This window comes from Microbacterium sp. VKM Ac-2923 (genome assembly GCF_022815605.1).
Taxonomy (GTDB): Bacteria; Actinomycetota; Actinomycetes; order Actinomycetales; family Microbacteriaceae; genus Microbacterium.
In genome coordinates this window covers 51729-68766 of record NZ_JALGRP010000004.1, presented here as the reverse complement: position 1 = coordinate 68766, position 17038 = coordinate 51729, and the positions used below count along the sequence as shown (strand labels likewise).

Below are 17038 nucleotides of genomic sequence, written 5' to 3'. Positions count from 1 at the left end.
CGGGCCAGTGCCCGCTCAGCCGCTGTTCGGCGATCCACCCCTCAGCGCCGCACGTCGTGGGCGGGTGCGACCGGGCAGCCTCAGTGTGCTGCGGTGGAGGGCGCGCCGATGACCGCCAACAGGCGCAGCTTCTCGGCGCTCTCGCTTCCGGGCTGGGCGGTGTAGACGAGCAGGCGGTGCGAATGGTCGGGGTCGAGCAGGGTCTGGCACGACAGATCGAGATGGCCGACGTCGGGGTGGTGGAACCGCTTGATCTCCGGCGGCCGGGCGCCGACCTCGTGCGCGTCCCACAGCGCCGCGAACTCCTCGCTGACGGCGCGGAGGTCGTCGGCCAATCGCGCCGGTCGGGAGTGCGGTCCGCGCGTGGCGACGAGCTCGCGCAGCCCCGCCGCATAGACCCGCGAGAGGACCGCGACCTCGTCGGCAGGGTAGGCGATGCGAGTGGTCGGATCGGTGAACCAGCGATACCCGAGACTCCGCGCGGGACCCGTGCGCCGCGACGCATCGCCGAGGAGGGCGACACCCAGGCGGCTCTGGCGCAGGGTCTCGCCGAGCTCCGAGACGATCTCGGCGGGGGTGTCGTCGAGACGGTCCAGCACGCGCAGCATCCCGGGGCCGACGTGTTCCGTGCCCGAGTGGCGGGAAGGCGGCTGGTGTCCCGCGAGCCGGAAGAGGTGATCGCGCTCGGCGAGGCTGAGGTGCAGGCCCTGCGCGAGGGAGGTCAGCATCTGCTCCGAGGGGGTGGGACCCGTGCCGCGTTCGAGACGGGCGTAGTAGTCGGTGGACAGGTGGCAGAGGAGGGCCACCTCTTCGCGACGCAGGCCCGCCGTTCGTCGTCGCACGCCGCGCGAGAGCCCGACATCCTCGGGCTGCAGGGCCTCGCGGCGGTGCTGGAGGAAGTCGCCCAGGCCGGTCAGGTCGCTCATATCGTCGCTCGCATCCCCCGTTCCTACCGCGCCGCGCGGAGTCGTGCCAGGACTCGCCGGTCCACCCCTCGCGCTCGCCGTGGCGGCTCCGGCGTCGGGCCCGCGAGGGTGTGCCAGCTGACGAAGCGGTCGCAGCCTGCAATCGAGATGTCGGCGAAATGCCGCCGTGCTGCGAAAGCGGCCTTGTAACGGCTATGAATCCGCAGATGCGGAATAATAGGGAGGTAGCGGCCCTCCGGCGTCGCCGAAAGGATGCCATGTCTCGCTCTGTCCGTCTTCTCGCCCTCCTGGGCGCTGCGGCTCTCCTTGCCGGGTGCGCCGGCGCCGCGCCCGCCCCCGCCGCCCCGGCGGCATCCGAATCCGCCGTGTCGTCGGACGACCTCACGGGGACCGTCGAGGTCTACGCCGCGGCCTCCCTCCAGCGCTCGTTCGATGAGATCGCGACGGCGTTCGAGCAGGAGCACCCGGGCGTCACGGTGAGCGCGGTCTACGACGGCTCGAGTACCCTCGCCACCCAGATCGGCGAGGGCGCACCTGCCGATGTCTTCGCCTCTGCCGACGAGAAGAACATGGCCAAGGTCACCGCCCAGGCGCCCGACCCTCAGGTCTTCGCCGGCAACACCCTCGTCATCGCCGTGCCGACGGGGAACCCCGGCGGTGTCCGGACGCTCGCCGACCTCGCGCGCGTGACCACCGTCCTGTGTGCGCCCGAGGTCCCCTGCGGCGCGGCCTCGGCGACCCTGCTGTCGAACGCGGGCGTCAGCGTGAGCGCGGCGAGCTCGGAGCAGAACGTGACCGCGGTGCTCACGAAGGTCGCGGCATCCGAAGCCGACGCCGGACTCGTCTACGCCACCGACGTCGTCGGGCGCGACGACGTCGAGGCGATCGTCCCCGACGGTGCCGACGCGGTCGTCAACCGCTACCCGATCGCCGCGCTCACGGGGGCGCAGAACCCCGACGCGGCATCCGCGTTCGTCGCTTTCGTGCTGTCGGACGAGGGACAGCGGATCCTCGCCGACGCCGGTTTCCGCGCGCCGTGAGAGCCGCGGGATACGTCCCGCGCTGGCTGATCGCGCCGGCGGTGGTCGGGCTGCTCTTCCTGCTCGTGCCGCTGACCGCGCTCATCGTCCGCGTCGAGTGGGCGACGCTGTGGAGCGACATCAGCTCGGATGCCGCGCTGTCGGCGCTCGGTCTGTCGCTATCGACGGGGGCGGTGGCGACGGCGCTCTGCGCGATCGTCGGCGTCCCTCTCGCCGTTCTCATCGCGCGAAGCCCCGCTCGCATCGCGGCTGTGCTTCGCGCATTGGTCACCGTGCCGCTCGTCCTGCCACCGATGGTCGGTGGTGTCGCGCTGCTCTATCTCTTCGGGCGGAACGGCTGGTTCGGCGCGCTCGGGTTGCCCTTCTCCACGCCCGCCGTGGTGCTCGCGCAGGTGTTCGTCGCCCTGCCGTTCCTCGTGCTCGCCGTGGAGGGCGCGCTGCGCAGCACCGGGGTCGAGTTCGAGCGCGCCGCGGCGTCGCTCGGGGCATCGCGCGCGACGATCCTGCGCCGCATCACGCTGCCGCTCGCGGCCCCGGGAATCGTCGCGGGCGTCGTACTGTGCTTCGCCCGCGCGATCGGCGAGTTCGGGGCGACCGCGCTGTTCGCCGGCAACCGCCCGGGCGTGACCCAGACCATGCCGCTCGCCATCTACACCGCGTTCAACGGCGCGGGCGTCTCGCAGGGCACTGCCGTGGCGCTGTCGCTGCTGCTGCTGGTGACCGCGGTCGCGGTATTGCTGCTCGTGCGCGGGTGGCGGCCGGGGGTGGGGCGATGAGCGGTGAGGGCCCCGCGGTCGGCGGTCGGTCGGACGGCACGACGGGACCCGTGCCGGATGCCGCTGCGGCCGGGCGACGGGTCGGCTCCGGCGGAGACGCTCCGGATGCCGCCGAGCGCGGGGAGCATCCGCGGAACGCCGGAGCCGCTCAGGATGCCGCCGCGCTCCGCGCCCACGTCGTCGTGGGCCGTCGCGACTTCGAGGTCGACATCGCCCTCGACGTCGACCCGGGTGAGACCGTCGCGGTGATGGGGCGCAGCGGCGCGGGAAAGTCGACGCTCCTCGACGCGCTCGCCGGCCTCACACCGCTCGACGGCGGCACGATCACGCTCGACGAGCGGGTGCTCGATCGCGCTCCACGGGTGCGGACCGCCCCCATGCACCGCGGCATCGTGCTGCTGGGGCAGGACGCCCGGCTCTTCCCGCACCTCACCGCGCGCGAGAACGTCGCTTTCGGTCCGCGGGCGGCCGGGGTCTCGGCATCCGCCGCTCGGACCTCCGCAGACGAGTGGTTGGCGCGGGTCGGGCTGCCCGGCGCGGGTGGCCGCCGGCCCGCGCAGTTGTCGGGCGGTGAGCAGCAGCGCGTTGCGGTCGCCCGGGCCCTCGCGGCTGAGCCGCGGGTCGTGTTGCTGGATGAGCCCCTCGTGGCCCTCGACGCCGTGACGGCGTCGGAGATCCGGGCGATGCTGCGGGATCGTCTGGCCGGGGTGACGACCGTGGCGGTGACCCACGATGCCGTCGACGCCGCAGCTCTCGCCGACCGGCTCGTCATCGTCGAACGCGGGCGGGTGACGCAGGCGGGTCCGGTGCGGGAGGTCCTGGCGGCGCCCGCGACCGATGTCGCCGCGAAGATCGCCGGGCTCGAACGGATCGTCGGGGTGGCGCGCGGCGACGCGTTCGAGCGGGGCGCGCTGCGGCTTGAGTCGACGGATGCCGCTTCTCTCGCCGCCGCGGCCAACGAGGGTGCGATGCTCGCCGCGGTGTTCTGCGCGTCCGACGTACGGCTGGGCTCCGGCTCGCCGGGGGTCGTGTCGCGCCTCGAACCCACGCCGGCGGGCGTACGCGTCGTTCTCGACATCGGCGCGGCCGAGGTGCCGCCGACCGAGGCGGTGGGGATGCGGCCGGGCGATGTGGTGCGATGGAGCATCGGGCCGGATCGCGTGCGGTTCGTGCCGGCATCCTGAGCCGGGGCGGAGTGGGGGCGGCATCCTGACACGGGCGTCCTGTCGCACAGGCGCGCCCCTACACTCGACGCATGGGGATGAGGCGAGGTCGGGCCGTGCTCGCCGTGTGCGCGGTCGGGCTGATCCTCACCGGGTGCTCGCCGACCCTACCCGCAGCCCAGCCCCCCGTCACGGCGAGGCCCGAGATCACCCGCGCAGCGCAGGGACCCGCACTGCGGATCGAGACGGACTTCGCCCTCCCCGGTGATCCGGACCCGTGTCAGGCGGCCCGATTCCCGGAGGTCCTATCCGACCCGGGCCAGATCGAACAGCTCGGCGGAGCGACGCTCGCCGTCCCCTTCGATCGGGGGCCGATGCCGAATGCGTCGGGCGAGACGATCGTGGACGCCACCGGGGTGCCGGTCGCCTATGTCGTGGCGGAGAACGACGTTTTCTCGACAGTGGGTGCTCGCCTGTGCGTCGGAGAGCAGTGGCTGCGCTGGGTGAACTTCGCGCGACGCGACGGAGAGGCGCTGTACGTCGGCGACACCCTCAACATCGACGCGCACACCATCCTCAGCGTCGGTGATCAGAACGGCTCCGTCTCGAGCAATGAGTTCCCCGAGGGGTTCGTGCTCCCGCCGCAGCGCTGAGTCTCCGCGCCGTCAGCGGCGAAGGATGATGCGCTTTGAGACCATCCGCCCGCCCTCCACCCGCACCTCGCGATCCACCAACCCCTCCGGCACCTCGATGTGCGACACGAGCACCACCGCCTGATCGCTCTTCACCGCGCCGAGCAGATCGCGCAGCAGGGCATCGGATGCCGCGGGATCGACGCCCGCGGTCGGCTCGTCGAGAACGAGCACGGGGAAGCCGCGCAGCAACGCCCGCGCCAGAGCGAGACGATGCGCCTGCCCGCCCGAGACGAGCGCGCCACGATCGCCGATGAGGGTGTCGAGGCCCCCGCGTCCTCGCGCCCACCCGTCGAGGCCGACGCGGGCGAGCACCGACCAGAGGTCGGCGTCGAAAGCGGCGTCGCGGGCGAAGAGTAGGTTCTGCCGCACGGTCTCGTCGAAGAGGTGCGGCGCCTGCTCGATGATCCCGACGGTGCGGCGCAGATCATCGCCCGAGAGCTCCCGCGCCTCCACGCCGCCGATCGTGTACGACCCCTCGTAGTCGAGGAAGCGACCTAGCACGTGGGCGAGGGTCGTCTTGCCGGCACCGCTCGGGCCGGTGATCAGGACGCGCTCGCCGGGGCCCACACGGAGGTCGACGTCGTGCAGTCGACCGGAATCGCCGTCGGTGTCGCTCCGCGTCGGCCAGTGGGCCCGGATGCCGCGCAACTCGAGGCCCGTGCCCAGGGCGGGGGCAGCGCCGGTCGCCGCCGGTTCGGCGCGAGGAAGGCCCGCGGGGATGTCGGCGGGAACGGCGGCGGCGATGCGCTCCGCGGCGGCGCGCACCTGTCGCCACGACGCCAGGGCGAGGGGAACCGGGCCGAAGACCTCGAACACCGCCATGGGCAGCAGCACGACGACCGCCAGCCCCGGTCCCGACAGCGGGCCGAGGGGAGCCGCGACGAGAAGGGCACCCAGGGAGGCCGCACCGGCGAGCGCCGACACCGCGCCGGCCGTGAGCCCCTGCGCGCCACCGCGGCGTACGACCGCCCGGCGCAGCGCGGCATCGGCGGAGCGGACGCGCGCCGTGGCGGCATCCAGGGCCCCGTACGCGGTGAGCACGTCGAGATTCGTCAGCAGGTCGTGCACGGCGTCGGCGACGGTGGCGCGAAGCGGTGCGATCGAGCGCTCGGCGCGCGAGCCGGCCGCCCAGCCCACCGCGACGGCGACGGCGAACGCCACGAGGAGGCACCCGAGCAGCACGAGGGCGGCCGGCCACGAGACGAGGGCCGTGAAGACGACGGCGGCGAGCGAGGTCAGGGCCGCGACCGACAGCGGCAACACCACGCGCAACGGGAGGTTCTGCAGCTCGTCGACGTCGTCGACGACGCTGGAGAGCAGCCCGCCGCGACGGGCACGCCCCAGCCCGTCGGGGGCGAGGGGCACGAGCTCGCGCACGAGATCGGCCCGCACCCCGGCAAGCTGGTGCAGGGCCGCGTCATGCCCGGTGAGTCGCTCGAGGTACCGGAACACCCCGCGCGATAGCGCGAACGCCCGCACCCCGACCACGGCCATCGACAGGTACATCACCAGCGGCTGCTCGGCCGCCCGGGCGATGAGCCACGCGCTCGCCGCCAGCAGCGCGATCGCGCTCGCCGCGGTGCCGAAGCCGGCCAGCACCGCGGGAGCGAATCGCCGACGCGAGGGCATCGCGGATCTCAGGATGCCGCGGACGCGAGTGTTCACGCGCGCACCTCTTCCGTCCCGCGTGAGTCGCCAGGATTTGTCGCTTCGAGGTCGGCGGAGGCGACAAATTCTGGCGACTCACGCGACTCACGCGACTCACGCGGGGGGAGTAGGTCGATGACGCGGTCGGCGATCGCCCGCGCAGAGGGGCGGTGCGAGATGAGCAGCACACCGCGACCGGCATCGGCCTCGGCGCGCAGCGTCGTCCACAGGTGCGCCTCGGTCGCGGCATCCAGGGCACTTGAGGGCTCGTCGAGCACGAGCACCGATGCGCCCGTCACCCGGGCCCGGTACAACGCCCGCGCCACGGCGACGCGCTGCGCCTCCCCACCCGAGAGCCCCGACCCGCCGGCGCCGAGTGCCGTGGCGGGGTCGATGCCGGAGGCTCCCGCGTCGGCCAGAGCCGCGATCACGGTGGCGGGTTCGAGGGACGCTCCTAGCGAGACGTTCTCGGCGACCGATCCCGTAACGAGCCCCGGCCGCTGTCCCGCCCACGCCACCGAGGCACACGCGTGCGGCACCACACGACCATCGACGCGCACCTCGCCGTCGTACTCGGCGTACCCGAGCAGCGCCGCGACGAGGGACGACTTGCCCACGCCACTCGGACCTGTCACGAGCACGAGCTCGCCCGGTCCCACCGACAGCGACACTTCCGGGAGGGCTCGGCCCCCGCGGTCGACGCGGATGCGGTGAAGTGCCACCGTCGACCCGGGCGTTGCGTCCGCGGCATCCGGGTTCGGCGTCGCACGGGCGGAGTCGAGCGCGTCGAAGATCTCGTCGGTCGCGGCCACCCCCTCGCTCGCGGCGTGGAACTGCACTCCCACCTGACGCAGCGGCAGGTACGCCTCGGGCGCCAGCAGCAGCACGAAGAGCCCCACGAGCAGGCTGAGATCACCCGCAAGAAGGCGGAAGCCGATCGTCACGGCGATGATCGCGACCGAGATGGATGCCAGGAACTCCAGCGCGAACCCCGAGAGGAACGACACGCGCAGCACCGTCATCGTCTCGCGCTTGTAGTCGCGCGTGATCGTCTCGATCGAGTCGGCGGCCCGGTGCTGCCGGCCGAACGCCTTGAGTGTGCCGAGGCCCTCGACGGTGTCGGCGAAGCGCGCCGCAAGGCGCCCGAGCGTGCGGTACTGCCGCTGCTGGACGCCCCGGGTGGCGAGACCGATGAGCACCATGAACAGCGGGATCAACGGGATCGTCAGAGCGACGGTGAGGCCCGAGAGCGGGTCGGCCAGTGCGATCGTGCCGATCAGCACGGGCATGGTGATCGCGGTGGCGACCAGTTGCGGCAGGTATCGGCCGAAGTACGCGTCCAGAGCCTCGAGGCCGTGCCCCGCGGTCAGCGAGAGCGAGGCCGTGTTCCGCCGCGCGAGCCATCCGGGGCCGAGTCTGCCGACCGCCGAGACGAGCGCCGCACGCAGCTGCAGCGATGCCGCCGCGGCTCCTCGCGCCGACACACGCTCCGAGGCCGCGATCAACAGACCTCGCACCACGACGAGGGATGCCGCGACCCCGACGTGACCCCAGAGCTCGTCGAGCGGCCGGCCCTCGATCGCCCCGACCAGCGCGTGGGTGAGTGACCACGCGAACCCGACGACGACGCCGGTCTGCGCGAGCACGATGGCCGCGGTGACGGCGAGGAAGCCGCGGGAGGCGGTCGCGTAGCGGAGGAGCCGGGGGTCGACGGGTTTCATGGGGTGGTGTCCAGGGGGCGTCAGTGCGCGCCGAGCGCGGCCTTCTCGATGCGGGCGCGGGTCACGCGCTTGCGGAACACCCAGTACGTCCAGCCCTGGTAGGCCAGGATCAGCGGCAGGAAGATCAGGGCCGCCCAGCTCATGATCGTCAATGTGTAGTCGGTGCTCGAGGCGTTGTCGATCGTGAGGCTGGATCCCTCAGCCAGGGTCGAGGGCATGACGTTCGGGAACAGGGCGAAGAACAGGGCGGCGACGGCTGCGACGATGGTCACCGCGCCCAGGGCGAAGGCGGTGCCCTCGCGGTCGCGGCTGTTGGCCACCCACGAACCGATGAGCGTGAGCGCGGCCACTCCCGACAGGCCCACCAGCCCGAGGAACAGCGGGGCGTCGGCGGCATTCGCGACGGTCCACGCCAGGAACAGTGCCGCAAGCGCGATGGTCACGAGACCCGCGCGTCCCGCGAGGCGGCGCGCATCGGCCCGCACCTGTCCGTCGGTCTTCAACGCGACGAAGTAGAGCCCGTGCAGGAAGAACAGCGTCAGTGTCGTCAGCCCGCCCAGGATGCCGTACGGGTTCAGCAGCGTCAGTACGGTGCCGACGTACTCGTGGTCGGCATCCAGGGGCACGCCCTGCACGATGTTCGCGAAGGCGACGCCCCAGAGGAACGCCGGTGCTGCCGACCCGAAGAAGATCATGCGGTCGAACGAGCGCTTCCAGCGGAGCGAGTCGCGCTGGTGCCGATACTCGAACGACACGCCCCGGGCGATGAGCGCGAGCAGGATCACCAGCAGCGGCAGGTAGAAGCCGCTGAAGAGCGTCGCGTACCACTCGGGGAACGAGGCGAACAGGGCGGCGCCCGCGACGATGACCCACGTCTCGTTGAGGTCCCACACGGGGCCGATCGTGTTGATGATCTGCCGGCGGGCGATGTCGTCCTTCCCGAGGAAGGGGATCGACATGCCCACGCCGAAGTCGAAGCCGTCGAGCACGAAGTAGCCGACGAAGAGGAAGGCGACGATCCAGAACCAGAGGTACGCGAGATCCATGATGAGCTCCTAGTAGACCGTGGTCGGGGTGTTCTCGATAGAGTCGTCGCGCACGGCATCCGGGTCGGGCAGGGGGTCGGGGCCCTTCTGCGCGTACTTCTTGATGAGTCCGAACTCCACGACGGCGAGGCTGGCGTACACGAGGGTGAACGCCACCAGCGAGATGAGCACGCTCCAGCCGGGGACGCTCGGCGAGACGCCGTCTTCAGTGAGCATGAGACCGAAGACGATCCAGGGCTGACGGCCCATCTCGGTGAACACCCAGCCGACGAGGCTCGCGAGCATCGGCAGGGGAGCGGCCCAGATGGCCACGCGCCACATCCACGGCGCGACGGGGCGGGTCGCCTTCTTGCGCGTGACCCACAGGCCCGCGACGCACACCAGCGCGGCGATGCCGCCGAGCGCGATCATCCAGCGGAACGCCCAGTAGGTGACCCACAGCACGGGGGCGAAGTTGCCGTCGACTTGGTCGGCGAACTGCGGGAACAGCTGCTGGCTGTAGAGCGTGTTGAGGTCGTTGATCCCCTCCACGCACCCGTCGAGCGAGTGGGTCGACAGCAGGCTCAGCAGGAACGGCACCCGGATCGAGAACAGCTCGCTCGTGCCGTCGGGGGTTCCGAGCGTGAAGATCGAGAACGAGGCATCCGCTCCGCAGACGGTGTTGAAGGTCGCCTCGGCCGCGGCCATCTTCATCGGCTGGGTGGCCACCATGACCAGGCTCAGCTGGTCGCCGACGATCGCGACGAGCGCGAACGACACCACCGTCGACCACAGGCCGAAGCGCAGGGTCTTGCGCATCATGTCGACGTTCCGCCCCCGCGCCAGGTGCCAGGCCGAGATGGCGACGACGATCATGGCGGCGAACATCCAGCCCGCGAAGATGGTGTGCGGGAAGGCGGCGAGGGCGACGGGGTTGGTGAGCAGGGCCCAGAAGTCGACGAGTTCGGCGCGGTGACCCTCGGCCGACATCTGGTAGCCGACCGGGTTCTGCATGAACGCGTTGGCGGCGATGATGAAGTACGCCGAGAGGGTGGCGCCGATCGACGCCATCCAGATGCTCGCGAGGTGGGCGAGGCGGGGGAGCTTGTCCCACCCGAAGATCCACAGGCCGATGAAGGTCGCCTCGAGGAAGAACGCGAGCAGCCCCTCGAAGGCGAGCGGGGCGCCGAAGACATCGCCGACGAAGCGCGAGTACGCCGACCAGTTCATGCCGAACTGGAACTCCTGCACGATGCCGGTGACCACGCCCATGGCGAAGTTGATCAGGAAGATCTTCCCGAAGAAGCGCGTGATGTGCAGCCACCGGACGTCTCCCGTGCGGTACCAGACGGTCTGGAAGACGGCCACGATCAGCGACATGCCGAGCGTCAGGGGCACGAACAGGAAGTGGTACAGCGTCGTCAACCCGAACTGCCAGCGGGCGAGGGCGAGGGGGTCGAGCCACTCCATCGGGAGCCTCCGATCAAACCGGATTGTGTGGTCAGACCACATGGTACGCCGGGGCTCTCCGGCGCGTCGGGGGATCCCTCGGCGTCGAACGATATACTCGGCAAGCCATTTTCAACCCGCCGGGAGGCGCCCGTGTCCGTCCGTCTGAGCCTGCTCGCGATCCTCGATCGCGGCGCCTGCTACGGCTCTCAGCTGCGCGCCGAGTACGAGCGGCGCACGGGCGCGCGGGTCAACGTCGGGCAGGTGTACACGACGCTCGAGCGCCTCGAGCGCGACGGGTTGGTGACCGGCGCCGGCGTCGACGACGAGGCGCGCGTGCTGTGGGAGCCGACGGAAGCCGGTCGCGTCGAGACCCGCGCGTGGCTGTCCACCGCATCGCTGGCCGAGGGACGCGACGACGTCGCGCTGAAGATCGCCCTGGCGGTGACGCTGCCGGGTGCCGACATCGGCGGCATCCTGTTCACCCAGCGCGCGGCCGTTCGTGCGGCCCTGGCCGAGTCCGAGACCGAAGACCCGGATGCCGTGCCCGCAGCGATCGTCCGTGCGGCCCGGCGCGCGCGGCTCGACGCCGACCTGCGATGGCTCGATGAGGTCGCGGCGCTGACGGTCGGGGCGACCCCGTTCGAGCTGTCCGAGGACCGTCCCCGTCGCGGTAGGCCCGCCCGCTCAGCCGGGTAGCGTACGGCTAATGCGGTGCTGAGGATCCGTCAAGCCCGGGACACTTCCCGGCTCGACGCTCCACTCTGAGAACACCCCGGACGACCGAAGGAGTTCTCGCATGGTCATGGAAGCACCGCTCAGCCGCCGGGGTTCGTCGAAGGCAGCCCGTCCCCTCGTTTCCGGTCCCGTCCCCACGGTGTCGACTGGGGCTCCGACGGAGATCCCCTGGACGCGGATCGACCTCGACCTCTACGAGGTCAGCCGCGGCGGCTACATCGTCGGCTACGTCGAGGTCGTGGGCGCGGTGTTCGTCGCCCTCGGTGGAGCACGGTACGACCGCGCGGTCGAGGTGTCGCAGCACGTCACCTTCCACGCGGCTGTCGACGTGCTCGTTCGCGGCGTGCTCTGACGCCGGCACGCGGCCGCTCAGCGCGCGAGTGTGTAACCGGCCTCGTCGATCGCCGCCGCGAGGTCGTCGTCGCTCGCCGCCCCCGTCGATGCGATGCGCACGACCGAGACACCTCCGTCGTGCAGATCGACATCGACGACTTCGACGCCGTCCAGCGCCGTGAGTTCCTCGGTGACCGCGCGCACGCAGTGGCCACACGTCATGCCCTCGACGCGGAGCTCGCTCGTCGCGGCCTGCGCCGTCAGGTTCTGCGTCGTCGGCGTGGATGCCACGCCCCCGGCGCCGCACCCGCACCCGTCGCTGCATCCGCCGGAGACGGGGGTCGTGGCGCTCAGGCCGAGGTCGATTCGCTGCTCGGTCATAGGAGTCTCCTTCACGAACGGACCAGCCGGGCGATGGCCTGGTTGGCTTCTTTGAGTTTCTCTTCGGCGACGGGCCCGCCCTGGGCCGCAGCCTCGGCGACGCAGTGCGACAGGTGATCGTCGAGCAGCGAAAGGGCGACGTTCTCGAGAGCCTTGGTGACCGCTGACACCTGGGTCAGGATGTCGATGCAGTACTGGTCGTCGTCCACCATGCGCGCGATGCCGCGCACCTGTCCCTCCGCGCGGCGGAGGCGCTTCAAGAGGTCGTCCTTGTTGCCCTCGTATCCGTGCATGGCGGCAATGATACCCCCGTGGGGTATGCCTAGCATCGTCCCCGATCCTGTCAACCCCCTCGGCTCCGGACCTTCGGCGGGAGATGGTCGGAACATCAGGAGGTCGACATGCACAACCGTCGTACCGGTGGTGGTCGAAGATGACCGCCGAACCTTTCCCCACCGGACCCCATCGCCCCGTGCGCATCCCGGCCCTGCCGCCGCTGCGCTCGCAGCGGAGACAATCTGAAGATGACGAAAACGCTGGCGGCACTGCCGGGCGCCGCGCGGAGACTGTGTCTGAGCCGAAGAAACGGCGAGATCTGCACCCGTGAGGACGGCCACCGTGGCCTGCACCACCGCACGGGCGGACGTCTGCTGTGGAGCGACCTGCAGGCCGACCCGCCCGCGTGCACCGGGGCGGGGGAGCCGGCGGCACCGGCTCCCACCCTCCCCGACGGTTACCCCGGCGGGCGGGCGCTCTGCCCGGTCTGCTGGGCGTTCGTCGCACCCGTGAACGGTGTGCTCGCCCCGCACGATTCGTGGCGCGGCGACGAGACGCGTGAAGAGGCCGACCGGCGACGGGACTGGTTCAACAGCTTCGGCTGGTGAGGTCCACCGCGTCGGATTCAGACCGGCGCCGCGACGAGACGGGCACGTCCGTCGACGACCTCGACCGTCTCGTCGAGCGTCCCCGCGTGTACGACGTCGTGGGTGACGAGAAGCGTGGCCGTCCCCCGCTCGCGGGTCAGGCGGGCGATCAGCGCCATGATCTCGGCCCCGCGTGCCGTGTCGAGCGCACTGGTCGGCTCGTCGACGAGCAGCACGCGCGGGTCGTGCACGAGTGCGCGGGCGATGGCGACGCGTTGGCGCTGCCCGCCCGACAGCTGGGCGGGTCGTCGATCGCCGTGGGCGCCGAGGCCCACGGCATCCAGGATCTCGTCGACGCGTCCGCGGACCTCGGCGCGCCGCTCCCGTCGGCCCCGCCCGCCGAGCTCGGCCATCACGCGCAGCTGCTCGCGGACGGTGAGGGCGGGCAGGAGCTGCGGCTGCTGGAAGACGATTCCGATGCGCTCGCGGCGGAGGGTCGTGCGCCCCGCGGCGCTGAGGTCGGTGGCCTCCACGCCGTCGACGACGACGCGTCCGGAGTCGGGACGCACCAGGGTGGCGGCGAGGGCGAGAAGGCTCGATTTGCCGGAGCCCGAGGGGCCGGTGATCCCGGTGAGGACCCCCGGGCGGCCCTCGAGCGTGACGTGGTCGACCGCGGTGACGCGCGCATCGCCGTCGGGATAGGTGAGGGTGACGTCGTCGAGAAGGATCATCGTGTGCTCCCGAGAGCGGTGAGGGGATCGGAGGTGGTGACGGTGCGCAGCGACACGGCCGCACCGATCAGTCCCAGCACGATCATGACGAGCGCGGGGGCGAGGGTCGTGAGCGGACCGAGGACGAACGGCAGCGCTCCGCCGGCGAGCGTCCCGAGCGCCGCGGTGAGCCCGATGCCGACCCCGACCCCCAGCACGAGCACGACGAGGGCCTGACCGAGCGCGTCGCGGACGAGCGCCGGGGTGCTCGCTCCGAGGGCTTTCAGCACCGCGATGTCACCCGCCCGTTGCATGGTCCAGACCGTGAAGAACGCACCGACGACGAGCGCCGAGACGCCGAAAAGCATCGCGATCATCAGGGCCAGCGAACCGATCTCGGAGCGGAAGGTGGGCAGCGCCGTCAGGCTCGAGAGCGGGGTGGATGCCACCGTGCCGGTGTCGGCGGCGACGGCGTCCCACGCTGGTTCCCCCGACACGGCGAGCACGGTCGCGGTGCCCGTGCCGCCGAGGCTTTCGTCGAGCGCGCGCCAGGCCGACGGGGTGAGGGAGATGACCGGGGTGTGGCTGTACGAGAGGTCGTCGCCGATCGCCGAGACCGCGTAGGTCGACCCCGCGACCGCGACCGTGTCGCCGACGGCGGCTCCCAGCGTCTCGGCGGCACCCGCCGAGAGCACGACCTCGCCGTCGCGGGTGGGGGCGGGGAAGCGGGTCCCCGCGTCGAGGCCGAAGAGCGCGACGGCGCCCGCGGCCCCCGGGCCCTCGGCGCGTGTCTGCCGGATGCCGACCGGGTCGACGCGAGCGACGCCCGCGGCGTCTCGCCACGCGGCGACCGTGGCGTCGTCGATCGCCGAGTCGGCGAAGGTGGCCGTCGTCGCCCCGGCGGGCTGCAGCACGAGCCGGTCACCGGGCAGCGCGAGCACGGCCGAGACGTTTTGCGCGGCGAGTCCCCCGGTGAGCCCCGAGAGGAAGCCGACGAGCAGGGTGATGAGGGCGACGACAGCCCCGATGAGGGCGAATCGCCCGCGGGCGAAACGCAGATCGCGCCATGCGACGTACACGTCGCCTCCTTCCGCCGGTGGATCTCGCCGGCTTCCCCAGCCTCGTGGTGAGGCGTCGGCGGGTCATCGGCGGCCCGGGCGAACTCCCCCTCCACCTTTCGGATGATCCGCCGGGGCCGCGGCATCCGTAGCCTGGACTCCGACATGCCCCACCGCACCCTCGCCCCGGTCTTCGCGGGCCTTCGCGCGGGTCTGCACGTGCTGTTCGGCGGACTGCTCGCGCTGGTCGTCGTGCGGGTGCTGCTGACGGGCGCGCCGGTCATCGCCCTGCTGCTCGCGGGGGTGCTCGGTGTGCTCTACCTGGCGGGTCTCGTGCTCCCGCGCGCGGGCCGCTCCGGCGCCGCGATCGCGTGGCTCGCGGCGCTGAGCGGCGTGTGGGCGGCTCTCGTGTGGCTCGTTCCCGAGGCGGCCTACCTCGTCTTCCCGCTCTTCTTCCTCTACCTGCACCTGCTCCCCGGGGTTGTCGGTCCGCTCGCGGTCGTAGCCACCACCGCGCTGACCATCGGGGCTTTCGCCGTGCACGGCGGTCTGACGGTCGGCGGGGTCGTGGGACCGGTGGTCGGTGCGGGGGTGGCCCTGCTGATCGGCCTCGGCTACGCCGCCCTCGAGCGCCGCGCGGCCGAGCGCGAGGCGCTCATGACCGAACTGATCGCCACGCGCGACCGGCTCGCCGCGGCGGAACGCGAGCAGGGGGTGCTCGCCGAACGCGCGCGCCTGGCCCGCGAGATCCACGACACCGTGGCGCAGGGCCTGTCGAGCATCCAGATGCTGCTGCACGCGGCGGAGCGGGCGGATGCCACGGGCCCGGGTATCGAGCACGTGCGCCTCGCACGGCGTGCGGCGGCCGACGGACTCGCCGAGACCCGGCGCTTCATCCGCGAGCTCGCGCCTCCGAGCCTCGACAGCGGACTGGGGGCGGCGCTCCACCGTCTCGCCGAGGGCTGGGGTGCGCGCGAGGGCGCGGCGGTCACCGTCGAGGTGTCGCGGGAGCTGGCGCTACCCATGGATGCGCAGACGGCCCTGCTGCGCGTCGCGCAGGGTGCTCTCGCGAACGTCGCGCAGCACGCTCGCGCCGGCCGAGTCGGCATCCGACTCGAGCGGGCCGACGACGCGGTGCGTCTCGAGATCGCCGACGACGGCGCGGGGTTCGATCCGCGCGTGGCCGAGCGGGCGGCATCCGCGACCGATTCCTTCGGCCTGCGCGCCATGCGGGAACGCGTCGACCAGCTCGACGGTCGCCTCGACGTCGTCAGCGCCCCCGGCGCGGGGACGACGATCACGGCGACGCTGCCGGCCGGTGCGCCGTGATCCGCGTCGTCATCGCCGACGACCACCCGGTTGTGCGGGCGGGCGTGCGGGCGCTGCTGGATGCCGAGGCCGACATCGACGTGGTCGGCGAGGCCGCTACGCCCGATGAGGCCGTGGCCCTCGCCGACGAGCTCGCACCCGAGCTCGTGCTCATGGACCTGCAGTTCGGCGATCGCGCCGCCGGAGCCGATGCCACTCGGCGGGTGCGCGCGTTGGCCGCCCCTCCGTACGTCCTCGTCCTGACCAACTACGACACCGACGGCGACATCCTCGGGGCCGTCGAGGCGGGGGCCAGCGGTTACCTCCTCAAAGACGCCCCTCCCCACGAGCTGCTCGCGGGCGTCCGCGCGGCGGCCTCCGGCCAGAGCGCCCTGGCCCCCTCCATCGCCGGCCGCCTGCTCGCCCGCCTGCGCGAACCGCGGGTGACGTTGTCGGTGCGCGAGATCGAGGTGCTGCGTCTGGTCGCCCGCGGAGCGTCCAATGCTGACGTGGCCCGTGGGCTGCACATCACCGATGCGACGGTGAAGTCGCACCTCGCGCACGTGTTCTCGAAGCTCGGCGTGTCCTCCCGCACCGCTGCGGTGTCGGCGGCGCGGGCGCTCGGCATCCTGCGCTGACATCGCCCCGCACGGTGCGTGGGCCCGCACCCTCGTGGTGGGGGAGCACCGTACGATGGGCGGATGATCCGGGTGCGCGTGGTCGGAGTGGCTCTCGACCCGGCCCAGCAGCACGTGATCCTGCTGAAGCCGGTCGACACCGAAGCGGACGGCGACCGGGTGCTCCCCGTCTGGATCGGCCCGCAGGAGGCCATGTCGATCCTCGTCGCGATCGAGGGCACACCGTCGCCGCGTCCGCTCGCGCACGACCTCATGACGGCGATGCTGGGCGAGCTGTCGGCGTCCGTCGATCGCGTCGAGGTCACCCACCTCGACGAGGGGACCTTCCACGCCCGCGTGGTGCTGGACACCCCGGCGGGGCAGCGCACGTTCGATGCCCGCCCCTCGGATGCCATCGCCCTCGGCGCCCGCGTCGATGCGCCGATCTGGGTGTCCGACGACGTCCTCGCCGAGGCGGGCGTGCCCGACGAGGCGGTCGAGCTCGACGCATCGGCCGAGGAGGAGAGGGTGGAGGAGTTCCGCCGTTTCCTCGACGACGTCGACCCCGACGACTTCCAGGGCTAGCAC

General features: G+C 72.1%; 19 protein-coding genes. 10 read left to right on the top strand and 9 right to left on the bottom strand.

The window, feature by feature from the left end; all coding sequences use genetic code 11:
• Positions 1-80 precede the first annotated feature (80 nt).
• Positions 81-926 carry a helix-turn-helix transcriptional regulator gene (locus MT347_RS08135; RefSeq protein WP_243499934.1) on the bottom strand — a complete coding sequence of 282 codons (846 nt, stop codon included), beginning with the start codon at positions 924-926 and terminating at the stop codon, positions 81-83.
• A gap of 257 nt (positions 927-1183) precedes the next feature.
• Between MT347_RS08135 and modA the strand changes: the two genes are divergently transcribed.
• The 4 genes from modA to MT347_RS08115 all read left to right on the top strand — a co-directional run bounded on the left by modA (position 1184) and on the right by MT347_RS08115 (position 4558).
• Positions 1184-1966 (top strand): molybdate ABC transporter substrate-binding protein, encoded by a 783-nt coding sequence (gene modA, locus MT347_RS08130; RefSeq protein WP_243499933.1) that lies wholly within the window; start codon positions 1184-1186, stop codon positions 1964-1966.
• On the top strand, positions 1963-2742 hold the full coding sequence (modB, locus tag MT347_RS08125; RefSeq protein ID WP_243499930.1) for a molybdate ABC transporter permease subunit: 780 nt from the start codon (positions 1963-1965) through the stop codon (positions 2740-2742). The genes modA and modB overlap by 4 nt, the downstream gene beginning before the upstream one ends.
• Positions 2739-3926, top strand: a complete 1188-nt coding sequence (locus MT347_RS08120) for a sulfate/molybdate ABC transporter ATP-binding protein (protein ID WP_243499928.1) — start codon at positions 2739-2741, stop codon at positions 3924-3926. The genes modB and MT347_RS08120 overlap by 4 nt, the downstream gene beginning before the upstream one ends.
• Positions 3927-3997: 71 nt before the next feature.
• Entirely contained in the window at positions 3998-4558 is a 561-nt protein-coding gene (locus MT347_RS08115; RefSeq protein WP_243499926.1) for a hypothetical protein, read from the top strand.
• A gap of 12 nt (positions 4559-4570) precedes the next feature.
• On the opposite strand, the gene cydC is transcribed toward MT347_RS08115, so the two are convergent.
• The 4 genes from cydC to MT347_RS08095 are packed head-to-tail and all read right to left on the bottom strand — an operon-like array spanning position 4571 to position 10463.
• Positions 4571-6265 carry a thiol reductant ABC exporter subunit CydC gene (gene cydC / locus MT347_RS08110; protein WP_308194223.1) on the bottom strand — a complete coding sequence of 565 codons (1695 nt, stop codon included), beginning with the start codon at positions 6263-6265 and terminating at the stop codon, positions 4571-4573.
• Positions 6262-7968, bottom strand: coding sequence for a thiol reductant ABC exporter subunit CydD (gene cydD, locus MT347_RS08105; RefSeq protein WP_243499924.1), 1707 nt, complete (start codon positions 7966-7968; stop codon positions 6262-6264). Before cydD ends, cydC begins: the two co-directional genes overlap by 4 nt.
• A 20-nt stretch (positions 7969-7988) precedes the next feature.
• Positions 7989-9014 carry a cytochrome d ubiquinol oxidase subunit II gene (gene cydB, locus MT347_RS08100; protein ID WP_243499922.1) on the bottom strand — a complete coding sequence of 342 codons (1026 nt, stop codon included), beginning with the start codon at positions 9012-9014 and terminating at the stop codon, positions 7989-7991.
• A 9-nt stretch (positions 9015-9023) separates the two neighbouring features.
• Positions 9024-10463, bottom strand: a complete 1440-nt coding sequence (locus MT347_RS08095; protein WP_243499920.1) for a cytochrome ubiquinol oxidase subunit I — start codon at positions 10461-10463, stop codon at positions 9024-9026.
• Positions 10464-10595: 132 nt separating this feature from the next.
• Here MT347_RS08095 and MT347_RS08090 point away from each other — a divergent pair, with 132 nt between their 5' ends.
• Both MT347_RS08090 and MT347_RS08085 read left to right on the top strand, forming a co-directional pair.
• Positions 10596-11141, top strand: a complete 546-nt coding sequence (locus tag MT347_RS08090; RefSeq protein ID WP_243499918.1) for a PadR family transcriptional regulator — start codon at positions 10596-10598, stop codon at positions 11139-11141.
• 100 nt (positions 11142-11241) lie between these two features.
• Positions 11242-11532 carry a hypothetical protein gene (locus MT347_RS08085; RefSeq protein WP_243499916.1) on the top strand — a complete coding sequence of 97 codons (291 nt, stop codon included), beginning with the start codon at positions 11242-11244 and terminating at the stop codon, positions 11530-11532.
• Between the two features lie 17 nt (positions 11533-11549).
• Here the strand turns inward: MT347_RS08085 and MT347_RS08080 are convergent, their stop codons facing one another.
• A complete protein-coding gene (locus tag MT347_RS08080; RefSeq protein WP_308194222.1) occupies positions 11550-11894 on the bottom strand; it encodes a cation transporter in 345 nt (114 codons plus the stop codon).
• Between the two features lie 11 nt (positions 11895-11905).
• A complete protein-coding gene (locus MT347_RS08075) occupies positions 11906-12187 on the bottom strand; it encodes a metal-sensitive transcriptional regulator (protein WP_055956168.1) in 282 nt (93 codons plus the stop codon).
• A 231-nt stretch (positions 12188-12418) separates the two neighbouring features.
• Between MT347_RS08075 and MT347_RS08070 the strand changes: the two genes are divergently transcribed.
• Positions 12419-12778 (top strand): hypothetical protein, encoded by a 360-nt coding sequence (locus MT347_RS08070; protein WP_243499914.1) that lies wholly within the window; start codon positions 12419-12421, stop codon positions 12776-12778.
• A 17-nt stretch (positions 12779-12795) separates the two neighbouring features.
• Here MT347_RS08070 and MT347_RS08065 read toward each other — a convergent pair whose 3' ends face one another.
• Positions 12796-13488, bottom strand: a complete 693-nt coding sequence (locus MT347_RS08065) for an ABC transporter ATP-binding protein (RefSeq protein WP_243499912.1) — start codon at positions 13486-13488, stop codon at positions 12796-12798.
• Complete coding sequence (locus MT347_RS08060) at positions 13485-14546, bottom strand: FtsX-like permease family protein (protein ID WP_243499910.1); 1062 nt, start codon at positions 14544-14546, stop codon at positions 13485-13487. The genes MT347_RS08065 and MT347_RS08060 overlap by 4 nt, the downstream gene beginning before the upstream one ends.
• A 144-nt stretch (positions 14547-14690) precedes the next feature.
• Here MT347_RS08060 and MT347_RS08055 point away from each other — a divergent pair, with 144 nt between their 5' ends.
• From MT347_RS08055 to MT347_RS08045, 3 genes are all read left to right on the top strand, one after another.
• Positions 14691-15854, top strand: a complete 1164-nt coding sequence (locus tag MT347_RS08055) for a sensor histidine kinase (protein WP_243499908.1) — start codon at positions 14691-14693, stop codon at positions 15852-15854.
• Positions 15851-16471 carry a response regulator transcription factor gene (locus tag MT347_RS08050; protein WP_243499906.1) on the top strand — a complete coding sequence of 207 codons (621 nt, stop codon included), beginning with the start codon at positions 15851-15853 and terminating at the stop codon, positions 16469-16471. The genes MT347_RS08055 and MT347_RS08050 overlap by 4 nt, the downstream gene beginning before the upstream one ends.
• Before the next feature lie 63 nt (positions 16472-16534).
• Positions 16535-17035: a bifunctional nuclease family protein gene (locus tag MT347_RS08045; protein ID WP_243499904.1), complete on the top strand. Its 501-nt coding sequence runs from the start codon at positions 16535-16537 to the stop codon at positions 17033-17035.
• The last annotated feature ends 3 nt before the right edge of the window (positions 17036-17038 follow it).

Bases quoted from the DNA above. Each gene is read 5' to 3' on its own strand.
- MT347_RS08135 (WP_243499934.1), bottom strand. From the start codon at position 926: ATGAGCGACCTGACCGGCCTGGGCGACTTCCTCCAGCACCGCCGCGAG.
- modA (WP_243499933.1), top strand. From the start codon at position 1,184: ATGTCTCGCTCTGTCCGTCTTCTCGCCCTCCTGGGCGCTGCGGCTCTC.
- MT347_RS08120 (WP_243499928.1), top strand. From the start codon at position 2,739: ATGAGCGGTGAGGGCCCCGCGGTCGGCGGTCGGTCGGACGGCACGACG.
- MT347_RS08115 (WP_243499926.1), top strand. From the start codon at position 3,998: ATGGGGATGAGGCGAGGTCGGGCCGTGCTCGCCGTGTGCGCGGTCGGG.
- cydD (WP_243499924.1), bottom strand. From the start codon at position 7,968: ATGAAACCCGTCGACCCCCGGCTCCTCCGCTACGCGACCGCCTCCCGC.
- cydB (WP_243499922.1), bottom strand. From the start codon at position 9,014: ATGGATCTCGCGTACCTCTGGTTCTGGATCGTCGCCTTCCTCTTCGTC.
- MT347_RS08095 (WP_243499920.1), bottom strand. From the start codon at position 10,463: ATGGAGTGGCTCGACCCCCTCGCCCTCGCCCGCTGGCAGTTCGGGTTG.
- MT347_RS08085 (WP_243499916.1), top strand. From the start codon at position 11,242: ATGGTCATGGAAGCACCGCTCAGCCGCCGGGGTTCGTCGAAGGCAGCC.
- MT347_RS08080 (WP_308194222.1), bottom strand. From the start codon at position 11,894: ATGACCGAGCAGCGAATCGACCTCGGCCTGAGCGCCACGACCCCCGTC.
- MT347_RS08075 (WP_055956168.1), bottom strand. From the start codon at position 12,187: ATGCACGGATACGAGGGCAACAAGGACGACCTCTTGAAGCGCCTCCGC.
- MT347_RS08070 (WP_243499914.1), top strand. From the start codon at position 12,419: ATGACGAAAACGCTGGCGGCACTGCCGGGCGCCGCGCGGAGACTGTGT.
- MT347_RS08065 (WP_243499912.1), bottom strand. From the start codon at position 13,488: ATGATCCTTCTCGACGACGTCACCCTCACCTATCCCGACGGCGATGCG.
- MT347_RS08055 (WP_243499908.1), top strand. From the start codon at position 14,691: ATGCCCCACCGCACCCTCGCCCCGGTCTTCGCGGGCCTTCGCGCGGGT.
- MT347_RS08045 (WP_243499904.1), top strand. From the start codon at position 16,535: ATGATCCGGGTGCGCGTGGTCGGAGTGGCTCTCGACCCGGCCCAGCAG.